The 20,041-nt window shown below is 46.2% G+C and carries 17 protein-coding genes; 6 read left to right on the top strand and 11 right to left on the bottom strand.

Going from position 1 to position 20,041, the window contains the following annotated elements:
• Positions 1-102: 102 nt before the first annotated feature.
• From hepA to S7335_RS09345, 6 genes are all read right to left on the bottom strand, one after another.
• Positions 103-1,995, bottom strand: coding sequence for a heterocyst formation ABC transporter subunit HepA (gene hepA, locus S7335_RS09370; protein WP_006454755.1), 1,893 nt, complete (start codon positions 1,993-1,995; stop codon positions 103-105).
• Between the two features lie 123 nt (positions 1,996-2,118).
• Complete coding sequence (locus S7335_RS09365) at positions 2,119-4,371, bottom strand: polysaccharide biosynthesis tyrosine autokinase (protein ID WP_006457513.1); 2,253 nt, start codon at positions 4,369-4,371, stop codon at positions 2,119-2,121.
• Between the two features lie 15 nt (positions 4,372-4,386).
• The gene (locus S7335_RS09360) at positions 4,387-5,535 is read right to left on the bottom strand and encodes a glycosyltransferase (protein ID WP_006456028.1); all 1,149 of its coding nucleotides are present in this window, start codon (positions 5,533-5,535) and stop codon (positions 4,387-4,389) included.
• An 831-nt stretch (positions 5,536-6,366) separates the two neighbouring features.
• Positions 6,367-7,011: a pentapeptide repeat-containing protein gene (locus S7335_RS09355; protein ID WP_006455938.1), complete on the bottom strand. Its 645-nt coding sequence runs from the start codon at positions 7,009-7,011 to the stop codon at positions 6,367-6,369.
• Positions 7,012-7,045: 34 nt separating this feature from the next.
• Complete coding sequence (locus S7335_RS09350) at positions 7,046-8,494, bottom strand: DICT sensory domain-containing protein (protein ID WP_157620153.1); 1,449 nt, start codon at positions 8,492-8,494, stop codon at positions 7,046-7,048.
• A gap of 141 nt (positions 8,495-8,635) precedes the next feature.
• Positions 8,636-10,210: a photosystem II high light acclimation radical SAM protein gene (locus S7335_RS09345; protein WP_006455108.1), complete on the bottom strand. Its 1,575-nt coding sequence runs from the start codon at positions 10,208-10,210 to the stop codon at positions 8,636-8,638.
• A gap of 671 nt (positions 10,211-10,881) precedes the next feature.
• On the opposite strand from S7335_RS09345, the gene S7335_RS09340 reads away from it, so the two are divergent.
• From S7335_RS09340 to S7335_RS09325, 4 genes are all read left to right on the top strand, one after another.
• Positions 10,882-11,223 (top strand): DUF1830 domain-containing protein, encoded by a 342-nt coding sequence (locus S7335_RS09340; protein ID WP_038015973.1) that lies wholly within the window; start codon positions 10,882-10,884, stop codon positions 11,221-11,223.
• A gap of 224 nt (positions 11,224-11,447) precedes the next feature.
• Positions 11,448-11,900 carry a DUF4079 domain-containing protein gene (locus tag S7335_RS09335; protein WP_006454607.1) on the top strand — a complete coding sequence of 151 codons (453 nt, stop codon included), beginning with the start codon at positions 11,448-11,450 and terminating at the stop codon, positions 11,898-11,900.
• 138 nt (positions 11,901-12,038) lie between these two features.
• Positions 12,039-12,605: a hypothetical protein gene (locus tag S7335_RS09330; protein ID WP_038015968.1), complete on the top strand. Its 567-nt coding sequence runs from the start codon at positions 12,039-12,041 to the stop codon at positions 12,603-12,605.
• Between the two features lie 19 nt (positions 12,606-12,624).
• Positions 12,625-13,365, top strand: a complete 741-nt coding sequence (locus S7335_RS09325; RefSeq protein WP_006455421.1) for an ATP-binding cassette domain-containing protein — start codon at positions 12,625-12,627, stop codon at positions 13,363-13,365.
• A gap of 8 nt (positions 13,366-13,373) precedes the next feature.
• Here the strand turns inward: S7335_RS09325 and S7335_RS09320 are convergent, their stop codons facing one another.
• Positions 13,374-14,129 carry a response regulator transcription factor gene (locus S7335_RS09320; RefSeq protein ID WP_006456001.1) on the bottom strand — a complete coding sequence of 252 codons (756 nt, stop codon included), beginning with the start codon at positions 14,127-14,129 and terminating at the stop codon, positions 13,374-13,376.
• Between the two features lie 269 nt (positions 14,130-14,398).
• Here S7335_RS09320 and S7335_RS09315 point away from each other — a divergent pair, with 269 nt between their 5' ends.
• A complete protein-coding gene (locus tag S7335_RS09315; protein ID WP_006456883.1) occupies positions 14,399-14,647 on the top strand; it encodes a DUF6761 family protein in 249 nt (82 codons plus the stop codon).
• A gap of 455 nt (positions 14,648-15,102) precedes the next feature.
• On the opposite strand, the gene grxD is transcribed toward S7335_RS09315, so the two are convergent.
• The 4 genes from grxD to tadA form a co-directional block, all read right to left on the bottom strand.
• The gene (grxD, locus tag S7335_RS09310) at positions 15,103-15,426 is read right to left on the bottom strand and encodes a Grx4 family monothiol glutaredoxin (protein ID WP_006454602.1); all 324 of its coding nucleotides are present in this window, start codon (positions 15,424-15,426) and stop codon (positions 15,103-15,105) included.
• 138 nt (positions 15,427-15,564) lie between these two features.
• The gene (locus S7335_RS09305; RefSeq protein WP_006453632.1) at positions 15,565-15,810 is read right to left on the bottom strand and encodes a BolA family protein; all 246 of its coding nucleotides are present in this window, start codon (positions 15,808-15,810) and stop codon (positions 15,565-15,567) included.
• Between the two features lie 200 nt (positions 15,811-16,010).
• Positions 16,011-16,622, bottom strand: a complete 612-nt coding sequence (locus tag S7335_RS09300; RefSeq protein ID WP_006455303.1) for a hypothetical protein — start codon at positions 16,620-16,622, stop codon at positions 16,011-16,013.
• A gap of 320 nt (positions 16,623-16,942) precedes the next feature.
• Entirely contained in the window at positions 16,943-17,455 is a 513-nt protein-coding gene (gene tadA, locus S7335_RS09295; protein ID WP_071776972.1) for a tRNA adenosine(34) deaminase TadA, read from the bottom strand.
• Between the two features lie 107 nt (positions 17,456-17,562).
• On the opposite strand from tadA, the gene pcrA reads away from it, so the two are divergent.
• A complete protein-coding gene (pcrA, locus tag S7335_RS09290) occupies positions 17,563-19,917 on the top strand; it encodes a DNA helicase PcrA (protein WP_006455328.1) in 2,355 nt (784 codons plus the stop codon).
• Positions 19,918-20,041: the final 124 nt, after the last annotated feature.

Raw genomic sequence — 20,041 nt, 5'->3', positions numbered from 1 at the left:
GATTTAACCGAGGCTTGTGTATGGCTTGATTGGCTTTAACAGCTAGCTATCAAGGTTGTTTGAACCTGTGATTTGACTATCAGCTTTCGCTAGGTATGTTTACTAAAGTTCTAGACCCTTCAGTGCTCTCTCCGTTGGAGTATTAGATCCAAATTGCATGTTGTGATACTCCCAAAGCTGACCTTTCCGATTAAGGAGTTCTTGGTAAGTGCCCTGTTCAACAATTTTGCCTTTTTCTAGAACAACAACTTTATCGGCCTTAACAATAGTGGATAGCCGGTGCGCTATAACTACCACGGTCCTGCCGACAGAAAGCTTTTCAATAGAGTCTTGAATGAGTTGTTCTGAGACAGAATCTAGGGCGCTAGTGGCTTCATCTAAGATAAGAATTTCTGGATGCCGCAAAAGTGATCGCGCGATCGCAATCCTTTGACGCTGCCCCCCTGAGAGCCTTACTCCTCTATCTCCAAGTACCGTATTAAAGCCTTCAGGTAGCTTTTGAATGAATTCTAAAGAATTTGAAAGCCTTGTTGCTTGCAGGAGATCTTCCTCCTTAACATCATCCAACGCATAGGCAATATTGTTTCGAATTGTATCATTAAAGATGAACGTATCTTGACTAACTACTGAAAGTTTTCGACGGTAGGAATTGATATTAAACTTGCGTAAATCAGTTCCATCAATTAATACTTGGCCATTAGTTGGATCATAAAATCGAGGAATCAAATCTGCTAGCGTAGACTTGCCTGCTCCAGAAGAGCCAACTAACGCGGTTGTTTTACCTTTCTCTATTGTCAAGTTGATGTTGCGTAGCACCAGTGAGGAGGGTTCGTAGCCAAAGTCAACCGAGTTGAACACAATAGCTTGCTCAAGCCCCGGAAACTCCAGATAGCCGTTTTGTATATAAGGTTTATCGTCTACCCTCAAAACCTGAGATATCTTTTCGAATGACCCATGGAAGTTTCGGATGCCCGCAGCTGAAGCATTCAGAATTTTTACTAGAGGCATCACACGAAAGAGAACAAACAGGAACGTTAACAAAGAGGCTAGCTGTAACTGACCAGCTGGTACCAGTACTAGCACCGCTAAGACTATCATTACGATAATGACTGTACTAGCAACTCCCTCAACTAGAGGACCCGCTAAAGACATCAAAGAGACTGTCTTAGTTGAAGCCTCAAACAGGTCCTGATTGCTTTTGTCGAATCTCTTTCGTTCAAATCGATGAGCAGCGAATGCATGAACTGTTCGAACACCGTTGATGAACTCCAAGGAGATAGAAACATATCGACTACTCGCTGTAGAACGCTCTGAACTTGCCTGTCTTACATTTCTTAGCAGGTAGGCGACTCCATAAGATAGCAGTCCAAACAGCACTATCGAGAGGAGAGATAGTTGCCAAGACATCAGAAACATTGAACAGAGGTAAACCAGTAGAAGAGAACCCTGAATCAACATTACGTTGAACAAGTTGAACGCCTGCATGATCTGCTGGATCTCGTTCGTCATGCTATTGAGCAATCCGCCCGAACGAACCTTTGAGAAGTAGCCTAGAGGCAGTCGCTGAAGCTGTTCGAAAATTCGCAGGCGCAGCTGGTAGCCTAGCTTTAGCTTACCAATACCAACATACACAAAGGCAAAGTAAGTAAAGACAGCCCTGATAGCCGTCATCAAAATCAGCAGTGCCGAGACCCTAAATAGTCGAGTCTGAGCCGATGAATTTGCTGCTAATACCCAAATGTCAAACCACTTAACTCCCGTTCTCAAAGGAGGGGCGTCGGCATCGATTAGGCTAGTCAAAATGGTGAGAATAGCACCAATTCCAGCGCCTTCAAAAACAGCTGCAAGCAGGGTAAATAATACTGCTAGAAAGATTATTTTAGGAAAATACTTGAATTCACGCAGGATCAGAGCGTTGCTTTTCCAAAAACCAGTTGCTTTAATCAGCTGTCGTAGAAACAAAGGAATCTTTTTCTTTCTTACTTGATTTTTCATAGGTTTTTGGAGAAGTATGTTGGCTGAACTAGCCTTCTACGTTTATCCTCAGTTAATTTAGTCTTAAACCCACTGAATCTCATAGGAATAGGAATCTGAAAAGTAGCACTGACCGACGGTTATCTAGCTGAGTGATAGCTCGGTCGCTTGCGAGTTTAGCTTGCCCGGATAGGTAGTATCAGTGTTAACACTGTTTGCAGCTGGGTAAGGCACATCACTAGCTACTATTCCCGCTAGGTTGTTTAGTTGACTCAACGCGGCCAGTGAGGCTTGCAGTTCCTCTTCAGTGGTTTGGTTTAATGGAGCTACCAATACCAGATCACCACAGCAGGCCGCAATCTCTAAAACATCTGCAGATCCTAAAACAGGTGGAGAGTCAAGAATAACCAGGTCGTACCGGTTTTCCAAAGCTTCAATCAGGACGCGGAAGCGCGGCGAAGACAATATCTTTATAGAATCATGCGCTTCAAGCGTTGCTGGTAATACATCGATTGAAGTTCCAAGTAACGTAGTGGAAACAGGAATTAGCCTGGTAGCGGGCTGATCTAATAGTGCGTTAAGCCCTCGTCCCTCCGGGAAGTTGAATCTTTCTTGAAGCGTAGAAGAGCGTAAGTTTGCATCCACAATAATCACGCGCTGACCAATACGAGCCGCGCTTAATGCCAAGCCTACTGCTAGTGTGGACGAACTCTCAGCAGAGCGTGTCGAAGTAATAGCCAAGGACTTTGCAACGTCGGTTTGATAGAGTTGGACACTCTTGTAGATGAGATCTAGAGAATCTCGTAGAGAAAGCCAGTAACCAGCTTCTAAGCGTTCACCGTTGTGTTGATAAACCGGAACCGAGTGTGGTGTTCTCACAGCGTCTGATGGCTTTTTGTCAGATAGAACGCCCAGCAACGGAACCGGAGCTAATCGCTGTATATCTTTTGGAGTTCGAATCACATCGTCTAGGGCTTCGCGAATAAAGGCGACTGTTCCTCCTAAGACCAATCCAGCTACAGCGCCTAACAGCATATTCTTCCGATGGTCTGGCCCTATCTTCACGCCTAAAGAGGGGTTAGCTACAACCTGCCAGTTAAACCCACCTCTTGCCAACTGTGAACTGAGTAATTCTCGCTGTCTTAGCAGCTGTTCTAAGACAGTTTGCTGAGTCTGAACCTCGGGCTCTAGGCGGTTGTAGCTATCAATTAGCTCCGGGAATTGGTCTAGTTCTGCTCTAGCTTCCTGCTCCGCTTGCACTAAGCTCTGTCGGCGAGCGGTTAAACCTTCAAGCGTACTTTCTACTTCAGCGAGATTTTGAACTAGGTTCAAGTCCAAGGCACTGAGTTGCCCAAAGTCCTGAAGGCTTTCAGCTGAGGTAATTCCAGCAGCATCGCTGCCAAGAACCCTCTGTGCTTCTTGTCTTAGAAGCTCTAGCTGGTTTTGGCGCTGGGCGACTAGACCTTGTACACCTGGATCGGCATCTGAATAAATAACCCGGCGCTCTGCTAGCGCCAGTTCTGTTTCCTGCAGTGCATTCAGTAATGATTGAAATCGAGCAGACTGACTGAGTCTTGCTGCTGCGATCGCGCTATCCTCTGACAGCGAAATCTGTTCACGTAAGGTGTTATACCTAGCGAGAGCTTCTTGATATTCGGTTTCTAAAGAGCGCTGCTCAGATAGGATCCTATTGAGGGAGTCAGTAACTACTGTTGCCTGCCGCTCTGGATCGATGATGTCTTGATTTTGTCGAAATTCTTTAAGTCTCGACTGTGACGAAGATAGACTCCGCCTAGCCTCGTCAAACTGATTATCAATAGCACCTAATCCTTGATTGAGACGCTGCTCTTGACGCTCAAGCGCATAGCTTAAGTAGACAGCCTGGAGAGCTTCTAGAATACGCTCGGCTCTAACGGGATCAGTATCGGTATAAACAATACCGACAATACGTGTTTCATCGCCCCCTTCTTGAACGCGCGACAAGCTTAGAGAACTTCTTACTGTTTGAGCCGTCAGTTCAGGATAAGCATCTTGTAGTGAGTCGACTGCCCTTTGGAGCAGCTCCCGACTACGCATTAGATTGAGCTGAGTAGCGAGGTTTTCTTCCCTTTGACGTTGTGAGGGGGTTCTATCTAACTCTGCTGGATCTAGCTCCTCTTCAAAATTAGGCTCGATGATCATCTGCATTGAGCTTTGGTAGATTGGATCTCGAGTAAGTGTGAATAGAAGAGCCGTGACCAAAGCAAGACTAATCGTACCAACTACCCACCAGCCTCTTCGTAATAAGACATTAAGAAGCTGGACGTATCCGAACTCCTGCTCTACAGGCTGAACCATATTTCCCCTTTGATAAACCTGACCCACTTCCATCTGCAAGATGCCTAACTTCTGGTCCATTGATAAAATGCCTGACTAATAGCCCATCGATGCATAAGACTCCGCAGACGTATTGATCTGCCCTGTTTCTGCTTCTGCTAGAAACGTGTCCAAGTTGGTGATCATTCGATCTACTTTTCTAAAAAAAGCTTCTCGCGTGAATTTTTCTTTAGCATGACGTTGAATAGCAGCGTAGTCCCATTTCACAGACTGAGCTTCTATCAACGCTGAACATAAAGATGCCGCAGTTTGCTCTTGAAAAAGGATACCCGTTTTACCCGATACCTGAGTGTCTAAAGCGCCACCTGCGCCAAAAGCGATAACAGGAGTCCCACTGAAGTTCGCTTCGACAGGAACTAAACCATAGTCTTCTAAGGCTGCAACAATGACCGATTTAGCCGTTGAAAACAGCTGCCTTCGGGTATCATCGCTGACATGACCTAGAAACTGTATGTTACTTGCAGCCTTAGCTTCTAATCTTTGCTGCTCCGGACCGATACCAATAATTCGTAAAGGCCAGCCTAGCTGATTAAAAGCTTCTACAATAACGTCTACACGCTTGTAGCTTAGCAATCTCGAAGAAACAAGATAGAAGTCCTCTTTTTGATCACTAAACGTAAAGCAGTCGTCGTTAATTGGATAGTTGATTGTCAGCACCTTCTTTCTATATATGCTACGAATGCGTTTTGCGACTGTCGTCGAATTTGCAACATAGATATCTGGCTCTCCGGCATAGGTGATATCTTGCCTTTTCATGTAGCTAAAAACAAGCTTCAAGAAGGGTTCAAACGCTTCAAACTCCTGATACCCACCTAAATATGTCTTGGTATCCCAAAGGAACCTAGAGACGTTATGACAAAAACAAATGTGGCGGGCATCAGGGCGCTTCTTGACAGCTTTGGCAAAGCTAGAGGAGCTACTGATAATGAGATCATAAGCCTCAAGATCGAGCGCTCGAAAGGCCGGGAAATACAGTGGAGCAAACAGACGAAAATAGCGCTTTGCACCTGGAACGTTCTGTAAGAAAGTTGTTTTGACTAGGCGATTTCGCAGCTCAATAGTACTTTTAGGATCATACACAGAGGTGTAAACATCAGCATCAGGGAAATGATTGCAGAACATTTCAAAGACCCTTTCTGCCCCTCCTCGCTGATTAAGATAATCATGTACTAAAGCGATTTTCATACTTTCTTGTCCAATTCCTGTTTATGCACCTGAATCAAATGTATACGCCGTAACTTGATAGAAATTAACACGTAACCTCGCACACATAGGTTATGACATGCCACGAGTCAATGGTACTAGCATCGTTGAAATCTATGTATGGCTTTGCTCGGCAATATGAAGACACAGTAATTTACCGGATGCCTCCACCACGAATGCAAGGCTAAGCACTACTCGCGTGGCAGCTAAGATGACTGTCATGTAGAAATCCTTCGCATTTAGACTAAAGGAACAAGCGCTTACATCCGTCAGGTGCTATGAAAGACATCTAAACGCCTTGCACGCTAGACTTGTGAAACAAGAAGGTATTGACAGAACTGGTTGAGTCTTGACAGTTTACAACAAGCAGCAACATGAAGCTGCCTCTGTACCTACAACATTGATCTCCTGACAGCGATCTTCTGGCAGTGGTATCTCTATGTTTGGGTGACCTAAAAAAAGCACCTTTGACAACCAGACCCAATATCTCTATTGACTATTAGGATAGTAATTGCAGGAATGGCATCTACTAACGTATAGAAAGATAGCTTATGTACAACTTTTAGCATGCATCCGCACACTTGCTATATCTGGCTTAGAGGCGTTGTATATTAACCTCCACGGCTTGTGTTCATAACAAAAGCCCTAGTCAATAATGAGAGGATGCGGGGCCATGTTCAGCGCACAAGCAGTAAGCTTTGAACAATGCTTACTATCTCTTCGCAGCTATAGTCGCCTTAACAGGTGTGGTATTTGATACTGCACAAAACCACTGAATAATTCGACAGATTGTCGATTATTTAGCTGAAGATATCACAGTGCTAGGACAGTTCCCGTTTTACAGGTGCCAGTCAAGTCTGCACCAACAATAATTGCACCTTCTAGGTATGCACACAGAAGATTCGCTCTTGCTAATGATGCGCCTTTGAAGTTGGTTTCTTGGAGATTGGCTTCTTCTAAATTGGCTTCAGTAAGCACAGCCCCTTGCAAGTCTGCTCTAGAAAGGTCTGCGCCTTTCATATTACTGTCGCTGATATTAGCTCCACGGAGATCGGCCCCTCGCATATCAGCGCTTTTAAGATTGCAGCCTGTTAGCGTCGCTCCACTTAAAAAGGCACCGGTCAAGCTTGCGCCGGTTAGATTTGCTCCCATCAGGTTTGCACCTCGTAGGTTAGCACCACGCAGATCAGCGCCAGTCAAGTTGCACTGCATCAAGTTTGCACCCCACAGGTTTGCACGCAAATCCGCACCTGAGAGATCGGCGCCGACTAGGTTACTACCTTCTAAATAGGCCCGATTCAGATTAGCTCGGCTCAAGTTGCTACCAGATAAGGTAGCTCCAGAAAGTCGCACGCCCGAAAGATCACAACCAGAAAGTTCGGTGTCGTCTATCCTAGCACCGTTCAAATGCTTTAACTTACCTATACGAATAGCGTCGATGTCGATGGCTTGACTCATGAGGGTTGATTCTAGACTTTAACGCTGCATTTGATTATTTGGAAGTGGGAGTTTCTACGGGTTGGTAGGTAGGCCAAGAGTCGACAACGTCCGGATCGATAATACCTGCGCCCAATGTCATCTTGAGCGGAATCGACGGCAGGCTTAGGCCTTGTTGCAATCCACTGACAAGAAAGCTTAGAATCTCTAGCAACTTAGGATCCCAGCGTTCACCTGATTGAGCTTTACAGTCTGCAAAGGCATCTGCGACGTACTGCCATTCATCCTGCGCTAAGGGTGAAGATTGCTGAGTATCCTTATGACGGCGGTAGGCAACAGCATGCTGAAAGGCAGCAACAAGTCCTAGAATCCTCGCTTCGACAGGGATACTATCGCCTGAAAGCCCAGCTGGCTGCCCGGTTCCATCCCACCACTCATGCTGATGAGCGATAATTTGCGCGATCGCCCGCAGTCTCGGTAGCACTCTCAACGTCTGGGCACCAGGATTAAGCGGGCAACTATCTCCTTCTGTCTCCATCGCTCCAGACTCTAGCTGAGCAGGTGCGATGCGGTGTAATAGGCTAGCTAGACGTAACCTCTGCATCTGCCAGACAGGTAAGTCCAAAAACTGGCCCATCATCTCACATAAGGAGGCAACCTCTGCGGCTGCCAATGGGTTCGTGATATCCGCGAGATCGGCTAGTTGTGCCATTCGCAAATAAGCTTGAAGCTCGTTGGATACTAAATTTTGGCTAAGCGCCCCTGCGAACTTAAAGGTTTCTGTTTCCTCAACTTGGCGATCGCCCCCTTTCAGGTAGTCGACAACTCGCATGACAACGTTACCTACTTCGCCTGTCTTAGAGGCTGCCTGCGCATCTATACTAGCCAACCGTTCCTCTAGTTCCGCCTTCAGCTGAGGGTTGTAGCGATCAATATGAGCAGCGGTGATTGCAATCGTTTCTTTTACCAGAGCTGGGTCAAATGTCCAAAAACCATAGAATTTTCGCTCTAAGTCGTTCTCAGGTTTACCCTCTGGCCCATACTCATCTTCTGTCAGCTCCTGACACAGTACCATTGCACTATATCTAGAACTCATAATCATCAGGTGCCACTCTTCAGAGACCGGATCATCTGGGCTTAGATCTACTAGCTCCACATTATCGCGATCGCCCGTCGGATGCTCTCTAAAACCTCCACCAGGCGCAGCTAGAATTACAATCCTATCAGCGGTATCAGCTAGATCTGCATATCGATCTGCTTCCTGCAAGTACCACTTTCCTTTCTGGAATGCAGTCACTATCAGAGGAGATGTTTTGGTTGCTAAGACTGCGTCTTCTAGGGCGTGGCACAGGGCTACTAGTGTGTTTTTGTAGTACACGCCAAAATTGAGCGGCGTACGACCAGAAGTCTGTGCTTGTTGGGCCTCTGCTACTTTCGAAATGTTTTCACCTGCTTTTGCTGGCGCATGATGAGCTGAATCCTCAGCCTCACGTCGCTCACGCATCAACTTTTGAAGAATAGAACCCGCCAACATGCCTTTACACAGACCTTACTAAAACCTTGTATTAAACTCACCCAATTAAATCCAGCTAGAAACTGATTAGCCTAGCCGTTCATCCCCTAGCTATCTAGCGACAGGTCCCTACTAAGATGATACCTTAGCTAAGGCACGGCTTTCTGTCTTCATAGGGGCACTCAGCGCTTCTGCTAGCGGCGCTCGCCCTAGCTGCCTTTCTAGGATATTCATCACACCTCGACCAAAATCATTGGGGGTTTCCCTCATTGCAGCTAGGCAGACATCGCCAAAGTAGGCACCTAGCTTACCAGGATTCCACAGCAGCTTCAGTGCAACCCAGGGTAGGTAAATTGCCAACGGATTATAGCCTCGTTTCAAAATATTGTTCCTGAAGGCGTATTCTTCTAGGTGCGTATGAGGCTGCAAGCCAATGAAAAAGATTGCAGGCTCTACTTTATCCGCTCCAAAGATCTCTTCTAACTCACGGTGGTAAGCGATTGTCTGTCTAATCGTCTCGTTTCGCTCATCAATTACATTGAACGAGTAGTTGACTGAAACAAAATCATTGAATCCAGCAGCCTTTAGGTCTCGGCAGTTTTGCAAGACAGTTTTTAAGTTGTAGCCCATTCGCATCTTCCGAACTAGCTCTTGAGACCCGCTAGTAATCCCAATTTCAAAGTAGTTCATTCCAGTTGCTACCATCAGCTCACAGAGCCGAGGCGTCAGGTTATCTGCTCTGATATAGGCGGCCCAATTAATATCGGTCATACCTGAGGCCTGGATCTTTTCTAGCAGCTCAATGGCATCTTCCATATAGCGCCTAGCAGGAATAAACTGAGCGTCTGTGAACCAGAACTTGCGAATGCCTCGATCGTAAAGCTGACGCATTTCCTTAACGACTTCATCAGCTGGATTGATGCGCACCTGCTTACCTTCAACAACGGTATAGACGCAATAGCAGCAGTTGTGAGGGCAACCTCGCTTAGTCTGTACGCCAATATAGAAGTCCTGCTCTTGCAAATAGTATTCAAACTCCGGCCACATCGCTTCGATGTAGTCATAATCGCAAGCCGTTTTTTCGATGGGTATAGGTTGCTCGTGAATGAGTCGTTCTCGCGGTTCTTCCCCAACGATGTAGCAACGCTCTTGCGAAAAGTCTTCACCCCGCAAGATCTTCTCTAGTAAGGTTTCGCCCTCTCCAACCGAGACGATTGTCCCCTGTGGCAGCATCTGTGGCATCTGCTCATAGAACACACTAACTGCCCCACCGCCGACGACTACTTTGGCGTTAGGTTGATGCTTTTGGGCTCGCTTTAGACCCCGTTTAACTAATTTCTCGTTTCGCCGCAGTTCAGCTAGATAAGTGGCAGTCATACGGGCACCACCAATAGCCCCACGTAGTCTGACTAACGGATTGGTAGCATAGGCAAATTCAAAAGCGTTTTGTAGTGGGTTGCCACCTCTACCACCGACAGGAGCATATATCTGGATGTCTCGCCATGAGAAGACAAGAAGCGTAGGTTGAAAGCTATCAATGCGTCTGTCTAGAGTCCGAGTAAAGTCAAGTGGCGGAACTGTACCCATATCAAAGATCTGCTGCTCTACTTCTGGAAAGCACTTGTGTACATGATCTGCTAGGTAGACGACGCCAATAGGAAAGATAGGGTTACAAGGAAGTCGAACGTAAAGAATACGGTCTTTCATAGTAGGCAAAGGAAGATGATTAGCGATCAACGCTAGGTAATTCAGTTCTCAGACTTTTCACATATCTTTACGATAACACTGACTTCAAGCTACGATCACCCTTCCAAAGTCCAATTTTGCATGGATCTTATTGACTAAACCGTATGAATACTAGGTCTCATATACGCGTCTCGAGGACGAAGAGAGGGTCAGGGCCACATTGGAGGATTACCCTTTGTGGTGCTATGTAGTAATTAGCCTTTATTGAGGGGAAATTATAGATAATCGTGGTTTGTACAGTAGAGATATCTGTAACAAGAGGTTAAGCCTTTGTAGTCAAAAATATTGTTATGAAGCTTTTGTGATTTTTCTTATAAAAAGTTTGTCAACTATTTTTGATAGCCATTTTTCAAGTAAGACAGCAAGATAGCTTTAATAGGGTGTGCAGACATTAGGAAATATCCGTCTTTATGCAGTTGCTTCTAGCTGCTTTTCAATATAGTTTAGGGCGTTAGAAAGCAGGTCAATAATTTATGTAGTTCTTGCTACCTGCTAGATGTGGAAAACCCTAATATCAGGCGATCCCAACAAATACCTCCGCTTGGTAGTCGTTATTACAGTCATCTTATTTTTCAGGTGTTAGCCTCGCTATAGTGTGAAGTGTTTCAGACAGTTTCTTCTCGTTCTAAACCATGGCTCAAATTATCGATCCTCTTCCGTCTGACGACGCTGCTGTTATTCTTTGCTGTTACGTAAATGTCACCAGCAAAATTCAGGTTGCACGTATTACAAATGTGCCTAATTGGTACTTTGAACGCGTTGTGTTCCCTGGACAGCGACTTTTATTCGAGGCGGTTCCGGTTGCAAAGCTAGAGATTCATACTGGCATGATGGCGAGTGCTATCTTATCCGACACAATTGACTGCCAGAGCTTAGCCATTCAGGCCGATAGCGATGAGGCGGCACCTTCTCCTCTATACACTTCTGAGAGCAAATCAGAAACTAAAGATCTAGAAACCTCTTTAAGTACATAGAAAGTACATAGATTTTGAGAGCACGGTTTTAGGTATATAGATTAAGTATGTAGATTCTTTGAAATAAGTTTTGTAGACTAAGCCTTCGAGCTGGACTGCAGTGGTTGCTTTTGGAATCGAGATATACACTCAAGAGCCATGACAGAGCAGCGCAATTTTCAGTAAAGTTTTGCTTGAAAAGGTGCTATGCCTTTCAAGTGAGTTACTAGAAAAAGGATAGGGCTATGGATCTTCCTTCGTTTATCTGGCTTTGGAGAATAGCCGCTTGGTCAATGGGGTTTTCGATAGCAGCCTACCTGCTGCTAGCAGTTAGCGGAGCTGGCTTGTTTTATACTCGCCCAGACCAGCGGCGCCTAGACCAACAGTCACGTCGTCCTAGCTGGCTGCGCTTAGCACATCTTACAACGGGAATCACGATGGTGATGCTAGTGCTGCTACTGCTGTCAATCGGTGTGATTGGTACGCTAGGAGAATTCGGTAGTCTAGGACATTCCCTACACTTGCCAGCTGGATTGTTTGTGGTGATAGTGACGTTAGTATCGGCATGGAGTGCGACCCAAATTACCCCTGAGCGGCCCTGGGCTAGAACGTTGCATCTCAGCTTAAATACTGTTTTGCTACTTGCCTTTATTGCGGTTACTGCTTCTGGCTGGAGCGTTGTCCAGAAGTATCTTTAGTGGGTTGATGTCTTGCTTGAGTATGGTTAAGAGTCAACCGAAAACTTTTGATGTCCTTCAGACATAGTCATCTTTATGACCCATCTATAGATAATGGCAGCATCGGTTCGGCTCGCTTTAGTTTTTTAATCCTGGTTTATGGTCCCTAATTCTCTGCCCAGTCAGGACAGATTCAAAATCTCTCCTTTAATTCAGCTCACTTTGACCGCTTTCTATATCGCATTGGTCATTCCTTTGCCATTTCTAGCAATAGCGACAAATGCACCGATTTCCCCTAGCTTGCTTTGGACCGCTTTTGCGATTGGTGCGATCGCCCTATGGAGTGGTTTGAGTGAACAAGTACTTGTTGATGAAGAAGGAATCGCTGTAACCTACCCAACTTGGATCAAAGCGTTAGGTCGAAAGGGTTGGGCACTCAAATGGGATGAGATTGTAGCCCTAAAGCCGCGTTCGACTGGGCAAGGTGGCATTGTGTACTACTTTCTTAATCAAGCGCAGGACCAAGCCTATCTACTGCCAATGCGAGTAGTTGGATTTGCTCGCCTAGTACGGCATGTGGAGGCAAAAACCGGTATTGACACCCGCGATGTCAAACCGCTTTCTCAGCCCTGGATGTACGCTATCTTGTTAGGCCTAACCGTAGGCTTGCTGCTAGTTGATATATGGACAATTACAGCGGCTAGCAGTTTTACACCCACGGTTTAAGCGGAAAGGATCAATAGTCGTGAGTGTTTTGACGTTTGATCGCGTGACGATGAGAGCCACAGCCGGCATTGTCGAGATTCTCAAAGAGGTCACTTTCGCGCTGGAAACAGGCGATTTTGTCGCCTTAGTAGGTCCGTCTGGGTCGGGGAAAACTAGTTTGCTGCGGTTGATGAATCGCCTAGCTGAGGCGAGTAGTGGGCAAATTCGGTTTGAGGATAAAGATATCCAACAGATCCCGGTGGTTTCCTTGCGACGTCAGGTTGCTTTAGTCACTCAGGAAAGTCGTTTGCTAGGGATGAGCGTGGAAGCCGCGCTGAGCTATCCACTGCAGCTGAGAAATCAGTCCGCTGCAAAAATTAAACAAAGCGTGAGTTTGTGGTCGGAGCGACTCAAAATTCCAGTAGATTGGCTAGATCGAACGGCGGTACACTTGTCACTAGGTCAGCGGCAGCGGGTGGCGATCGCGCGTGCCTTGATTACTCAGCCCAAAGTCCTTTTACTAGACGAGCCTACTTCAGCCCAAGATGTTGGCTACAGCGAATTTCTACTCACTCGCCTAGCTGAACTCACCCATCAGAATAAACTGGCTATTGTGATGGCTAACCATCAAATAGAGCTAGTGGCTAGATATGCCAATCGCCTGTGGCAAATAGACAATGGCCGATTGACTAGAGATGTGCCTGCTATTGATGTTGACTGGCTCAAACTACATCAACAGCTAGTCAGAAAAGAACAAGAGGAACAAGCCAACTGGACCTGAACGTCAACCTACGCTGGCTTTCCGTGCGCGATCGCTATCATCTCTAAGGGTGATGGACTAATCTGCCCTACGCAGATTTGATAGCCTACATTACGAACCGTTTGGATCAAATCAGGATGGCGTGGATCGACCTCGATCTTCTTACGAAGAGACAGCACATGCGTATCTACCGTACGCGGATTGTCAATGGCATCCGGCCAAGCACGACGCAATAGATCGATTCGGCTCAGCGGTTCTCCTTCTGCCTGAGTTAGCACATACAGCAGGCTAAACTCCTGTGGCGTAAGATCAATAAAATCACCTTTGTATCGCACCCGTCTTTGCACCAAATCGATATGCAAATCTCCGTAGTCTACGGCCAAAGGTGTAGTCGTGTGACGACTGCGCCGCGTCAGCGACTCTACTCGAGCTAAGAACTCCTTCATCCCAAAAGGCTTCTTTAGATAGTCGTCTGCGCCAGCCCCAAGTCCAGTGACCACATCAGCCTCAGTAATACGAGCCGACAGCATGAGAATCAACGGATAGCTTTGATTCCTTAGCCAATGGCAGAGCTGGATTCCTTGCCCACCGCTAAATTCAGCTTCTAGTACAACTAGGTTAGGCTGCTGGGCCTGAAAGTTGTCTCTAGCAGAGACCATATCGGTGCATTGCTGCACGTGATATCCTGCTTGCTGTAGATTCCAACTGAGCAAAGAACGCAAATTAGGATTGCTTTCGATAACTTGAATACTCGTTTTAACAGGGTGCTTAACGATATCGTTCACAGCAAGGATAGCGAACTCAATGCCGCTGGCTACGGGTTTCTTATACTAAGAACACTATCAGAGCCATTTTTTGAGTTCTGTAATCGAAGTTACGAGAACAAGATCCCTCCCTAGGAGTAACATATCTGTTGTTTCTGCTCGATTCAAGCTAATTTGACCTGATAAAATATAAAAAATAGTCCCCCTTAAGCGTAATCAAGATCTTTTGTAACGGTTAAGCATCTTTTGTTTTAGCACTTCTATCAAGTACTTAAGGATGGTAAAAACTAATGCTTCAGGACGCTCGAACAATTCGTTACTACCAACGGATTACTGACACATTCGTTGACTATTGGCATAAAGGATATCGCTCTGATGAACTCAGACTTTATCTAGAAGGCTATATTACGTCTTTGCGTCACTCTGGTGCGATTGAATCATACCTGATTAATCAGCTAGAACAAGAAAGCCTTCGCTTTTTATATGACAGCTCAAACTTCGCTATTGCCCAGCCAGAGGTTGAGACAGACTACTATTAATGGATATCAGTTTAGACGAATAGTTGATATAAACCGCCACTAAAAACGATTACTAAAAGGCTTTGCAAAGTAGCGTCCCCTCAAAGAATGAAGCGAGACTCTCCTGTACTTTAGACTTCACTCTACGCTATCTCTATTAAGGCTTTGTCTCAGCTAGATAGCCTTCTATTGCATCTGCCTTTTATTGCATCTGATAGGTTCTATTGCATCTCGCAAGTTAGCTGGGTCAAATTAGCTGCCCATAGAATCCCTTTAAGTTCGTGATGGACAATAACTAACCCAACGGGCAAAGGAAAAATACATATCCTTACCTTGCTATAGTTTCATCGCATAAAAAAAAGCGCATCCGCTAGGACTTTCGTCTCATAGCGGATACGCTTTAATTAAGGAAGTGACTAGGAGCAATCACTTTTTTATGAACCCAATCTACACTCAGGCTTTGAATTACTCTTGATCTAAGAAGCTAAAGCGACTTCTACCGTTTCTTGGAGGTTGCCTTCTTCATACATTTTGATCAAGATATCTGAACCGCCGATAAACTCTCCGTTGATGTAAACCTGGGGAATAGTCGGCCAGTTTGAATATTCTTTGATGCCCTGACGAATTTCTGGATCGGCTAGGACATCTATGGTCTCGTAGGGCGCCCCAAGCATGTTGAGAAGCTGAACAACATTATTGGAAAAGCCGCACTGAGGCATCAGCTTGGTGCCTTTCATAAACACCATAATTTTGTTTTCTTCGACTAGGGTGTCGATTCTAGCTTTAGTTTCTGGAGACATCGCTACCTTTATTTTTTGAGTTTACTGTGCTTTTAGACCAATCCTTCGATCCTTAGTATTCAAGCATTGTAGTAGCTGGCTTGACTAATCGCCGCAATTCTATACCAGCACTTCATACAGCTACTTTACAAGGCTACATCATGCCGCTACTTCACTAGGCGTCTTGGTATCTAGAGAGAGCGCATGTATCGCTTCTGATGTCATCGCCGTATTCACCGCCTGGTAAACAAGCTGGTGCCGTTTGACAAGACTAAGCCCTTCAAACGCATCAGATACGACAGCAACCTGATAGTGGTCACCACCACCAGTTAGATCTTGTACAGCAACGTTAGCATCTGGCAGACCGGCCTTAATCATCGCTTCTACTTGGTCAGGGCTGATCATCTGCGTCTCCTATAGGTCTTGAAGGTCAACCCACCTATTATGCCGCAATCTTTATATCTCTAAAATCTGGATCCTGGAGCTATGCTTAAATTTAAGCAAGTCTTTCACGTATCTAGGTTCGCACGATTGGGTTCGCACGATCGGATGCTCTAAGCAGGTTAATCGAACTTTAAATTAAGTATCAACCTTGTGAAGGTCCCTTAGCTAGGCGTGTTGTAAGCAACGCCTACAAACCCTAGTTCATAGAGCTGCTGATAGGCCTGTTGACCAAGGTCACGGGTAGGCTGCTGGCTTTTGACGACTTCTACTAGTAAAGGAACAGCAAGATCAGGTCGATCTTGGGCGCGGTAGACAACTGCGAGCTGGTAGCTAGCCTGGTCGCGAACCTGGGCTGACTCAAGGGCAAGTGCTCGCAGGTCTTGATTCACACGACTATCTAGTCCGACAAAGACGCTAGAGAGACTTTGATAATGAGCAGAAACGTCATTAAGAGCCTGGCGCGCTTCAACTAGTTTGGTAGCTGCTAACGTATAGTCCTGAGCACTGATAGCGACTTCAGCCTCGCTCATGAGCGCCTGACCAGCGGCAATCCCAATCGGGCTAGTAGCTTGCTCTACAGCGCGAGTTACGGTAGGCATAGCAGTAGTAGGCTGTGTGTCGGCATCCGGATTGACTGCATCCGACATCTGCGCCCAAGCTGACAAGGGAAGTGCTGCAGGAAGCGCGATCGCACTGATAGCTGATAGGGCAGCAATCGAAGTAGTCGCTTTGGAAGAAACGCCAGAAAGAAAAGCTTTAGAGTTGAAAACCATGGTGTTAAGGAAGCGGCATAAGCATCCAGCTTACTGTGATTGATTTAACCTAGATTAAGTCATCCTGTTCTCTGTTGTCGTCTTTTGATGTGACTCTTGCCTAAGTGGATTGCCCACCTAGGTAGATTAACTAAGCTATTGAATAAGACGTAGATGTAGTTTCTCATCACCGGTTACCTACTGCAGCTTACTTTAAGCTGTCGAAACGAAAAGCTGTCGAAACGAATCAGTCAGGTAATTGTGAAAGCAATGGCTCGGTGCTACCAGAGAAAGGATATGCTCTACTTTCTTAGCAGGTAATGCTAACGAACAGCTTGCATCTATGGACTAATAATACTTTCCAAGGTTGTCTTAGCAGTTGATCTAGCTTTGATCTGGCGTCGTTTTTGTTTGAACCAATCTTGTAACTGCTGTTTACAAACGGTCTCTAGAACCCCGCCGATAACTACCAGTTTATGATTAGAGCTAGGCCCATCTGGAAGATTTAAAACAGATCTAATAGCGCCTGTTTTTGGATCGCTAGTGCCATAGACCAGCAGACCCAAACGTGCATGAATAATCGCACCAGCGCACATCGGACAAGGCTCTAAAGTCACATATAAGGTGCATTGATTCAGATGCCAGTCACCCAGATGCTTAGCTGCTGCGCGGATAGCTAATACTTCTGCGTGGGCAGTCGGATCTTGGTCGCGCTCTTTTCGATTGGCAGCAGAGGCAACTAGCTGATTGTCTGGGCCGACGATGATAGCTGCTACAGGGACTTCTCCAGCGGTGCCTGCCTCTTGGGCTAGGTGGTGCGATCGCCACATCCATGCCTCATGCCGCCTGAGCATCTCCTCAGATTCTCGACTATTTACGGATTTCAATCCGTTGGGATTTATATCAAGTGCCATACTATGTAGAGCGAATTGCCTCTTTCCACCCGCCTCCTCTCAATAGTATGGTCACCACCGTAGATTTTCTCAATCAGCTCAACCCAGCTCAGCGTCAGTCTGTAGAGCACTTTTGTGGGCCGTTACTCGTCGTTGCCGGAGCAGGATCAGGCAAAACCCGCGCCCTGACCTATCGCATCGCGAACCTCATCCTCAACCACCGGGTCGATCCTGAGAATATCCTAGCGGTCACCTTTACTAATAAAGCCGCTCGCGAGATGAAAGAGCGCATTGAAAAGCTGTTTGCCGAACAAGAATCCCTCGCTCGCCATGGTAAACCTTTTCACATGCTGCCAGAGCGTGAGCAAATTCAGCTTCGCTCCTATATCTACAAAACTTTTATCAAAGGTCTTTGGGTAGGGACTTTCCATGCTCTCTGTGCTCGTATTCTTCGCTACGACATTGAAAAATACCAAAGCGCTGACGGTCAACGCTGGACTAAAAGCTTCTCTATCTTCGACGAGTCCGATGCCCAGAGCCTAGTTAAAAGCATTGTCATTAGCGGATTAAACCTAGACGATCGTAAGTTCAACCCGCGCTCTGTTCGCTTTGCTATCAGTAATGCCAAAAACCAAGGGTTTACCCCCGATCAATACGAACAAGAGAATCCTCATTTCAAAGGCCGCACAATTGCCGAGGTCTACCGTCTCTATCAAAAAGGGCTATCTGCAAACAATGCATTAGACTTCGATGATCTAATCCGAATGCCAGTTCAGCTCTTTCGTCAAAATGAGCAGGTTCTAGACTACTGGCACCGTCGCTTTCGCCACATCTTAGTAGATGAATACCAAGATACCAATCGAACCCAGTACGACTTGATTCAGCTCCTGGCTACTAACGGCAAAGGCAAGGGGTTCGACGACTGGAACAACCGCTCCGTTTTTGTGGTTGGCGATGCCGATCAGAGCATTTATTCCTTCCGCGCAGCTGACTTTACCATTCTGATGGGTTTTCAGACAGAATTTGGTGACGGCCTAACCGACGATGAAACCCAAACCCTCGTCAAGCTAGAAGAAAACTACCGCTCCACTTCTAATATTCTTGATGTTGCCAATCACCTGATTGAAAACAACACAGAGCGAATTGACAAAATCCTTCGTGCCACCAGAGGAGAAGGTGACTCTATCCTCTGCCACCGAGCTGATAATGAAGCGATGGAAGCTGAATATGTTGTCGGTCAGATTCGCAATCTAGAGCTGAAGAATCCTGAGCTCCAGTGGCAAGACTTCGCTATCCTCTATCGCACTAACGCTCAATCGCGGGCTATGGAAGAAGTCCTCACTCGCTTTGGCATTCCCTACCGGGTTGTGGGAGGCTTGCGATTCTACGACCGCCGCGAAATTAAAGATATGCTTGCCTACATGCGTCTAGCTGTAAACCCAGCGGACAGCGTCAGTCTAAAGCGCATCATCAATACCCCCAGACGCGGTATCGGCAAGACAACACTCGATAACCTAGATAAGGCAGCTAGTGAACTTGGCGTTTCCCTATGGGAGATCATTCAAGATGAAACGTCTGTTAAAACGTTAGCAGGCAGAGCCGGAAAGAAAGTCACAGGCTTTGCTGAAATGATTAAAGGTTGGCAGGAGCGAGTTGATTCTGTGGGACCTGCTGAGCTAGTTCAAGATGTGCTAGAGCAAACTGGCTATATTGACTCTTTGAAGTCAAAAGGTACCGAAGAAGATGAAACTCGAATTGAGAACATCCAGGAACTCTATAATGCGGTCGTTCAATTTGAAGAAGAGAACGAAGATGCAACGCTCTTAACTTTTCTAGCAAATGCCTCGCTTAGCACCGACAGAGACGACAGCGATGAAGGCAATCAGGTGACTCTGATGACGCTTCACGCCTCCAAAGGCTTAGAGTTTCCAGTTGTCTTTTTAGTAGGACTAGAACAAGGACTTTTCCCCAGCTTCCGCTCCCTAGAAGATGCCGCGGCCATCGAAGAAGAACGTCGCCTGTGTTATGTCGGTATCACTCGCGCTCAAGACCGTCTCTTCATCTCCCACGCCCGCGAACGACGCACCTATGGCCACATGCGCGAAGTCTCCACTCCGTCCATCTTCTTGAGTGAACTTCCCCGCGACTATATTCTCACCACTGTCCCTAGTGCCCTTCCTGAGCGTTGGACAACCACCACTCGCCAGGCCAAGCTTAAGAATCCTCAGCCCAACCTCAACAAACCTGGCACTCACGAGAATGACTGGAACGTTGGTGCATCCGTCAATCACAAAGCTTTTGGTAAAGGTAAAGTCACCCACATCTTTGGTGCAGGCAATAAAATCTGTTTAGCCATTCATTTTCCGGGTATCGGTAAAAAGATCATCGATCCTAGAACGACGACGATAGAACGACTTGGATAGTTGGCGTAGCTGACGTAAATACTTCCTATAGCTTTCGAAGAGTTGCGCGGGCAGCTCTTCTCACAAAGTAAGAATGCACCATTACTTTGCTATATGGAGAATTAAGCAGAGAGCGATGCCTACT

The sequence above is a fragment of the Synechococcus sp. PCC 7335 genome, from assembly GCF_000155595.1.
In the GTDB taxonomy this organism is placed as follows: domain Bacteria; phylum Cyanobacteriota; class Cyanobacteriia; order Phormidesmidales; family Phormidesmidaceae; genus Phormidesmis.
The sequence above is the reverse complement of the archived record's forward strand: the minus strand, read 5'-3'. Positions and strand labels throughout refer to the sequence as shown.

Excerpts from the sequence above, each read along its gene's own strand:
- hepA (WP_006454755.1), bottom strand. The coding sequence starts at position 1,995 with ATGAAAAATCAAGTAAGAAAGAAAAAGATTCCTTTGTTTCTACGACAG.
- S7335_RS09365 (WP_006457513.1), bottom strand. The coding sequence starts at position 4,371 with ATGGACCAGAAGTTAGGCATCTTGCAGATGGAAGTGGGTCAGGTTTAT.
- S7335_RS09360 (WP_006456028.1), bottom strand. The coding sequence starts at position 5,535 with ATGAAAATCGCTTTAGTACATGATTATCTTAATCAGCGAGGAGGGGCA.
- S7335_RS09355 (WP_006455938.1), bottom strand. The coding sequence starts at position 7,011 with ATGAGTCAAGCCATCGACATCGACGCTATTCGTATAGGTAAGTTAAAG.
- S7335_RS09350 (WP_157620153.1), bottom strand. The coding sequence starts at position 8,494 with ATGCGTGAGCGACGTGAGGCTGAGGATTCAGCTCATCATGCGCCAGCA.
- S7335_RS09345 (WP_006455108.1), bottom strand. The coding sequence starts at position 10,210 with ATGAAAGACCGTATTCTTTACGTTCGACTTCCTTGTAACCCTATCTTT.
- S7335_RS09340 (WP_038015973.1), top strand. The coding sequence starts at position 10,882 with ATGGCTCAAATTATCGATCCTCTTCCGTCTGACGACGCTGCTGTTATT.
- S7335_RS09335 (WP_006454607.1), top strand. The coding sequence starts at position 11,448 with ATGGATCTTCCTTCGTTTATCTGGCTTTGGAGAATAGCCGCTTGGTCA.
- S7335_RS09330 (WP_038015968.1), top strand. The coding sequence starts at position 12,039 with ATGGTCCCTAATTCTCTGCCCAGTCAGGACAGATTCAAAATCTCTCCT.
- S7335_RS09315 (WP_006456883.1), top strand. The coding sequence starts at position 14,399 with ATGCTTCAGGACGCTCGAACAATTCGTTACTACCAACGGATTACTGAC.
- grxD (WP_006454602.1), bottom strand. The coding sequence starts at position 15,426 with ATGTCTCCAGAAACTAAAGCTAGAATCGACACCCTAGTCGAAGAAAAC.
- S7335_RS09305 (WP_006453632.1), bottom strand. The coding sequence starts at position 15,810 with ATGATCAGCCCTGACCAAGTAGAAGCGATGATTAAGGCCGGTCTGCCA.
- S7335_RS09300 (WP_006455303.1), bottom strand. The coding sequence starts at position 16,622 with ATGGTTTTCAACTCTAAAGCTTTTCTTTCTGGCGTTTCTTCCAAAGCG.
- tadA (WP_071776972.1), bottom strand. The coding sequence starts at position 17,455 with ATGCTCAGGCGGCATGAGGCATGGATGTGGCGATCGCACCACCTAGCC.
- pcrA (WP_006455328.1), top strand. The coding sequence starts at position 17,563 with ATGGTCACCACCGTAGATTTTCTCAATCAGCTCAACCCAGCTCAGCGT.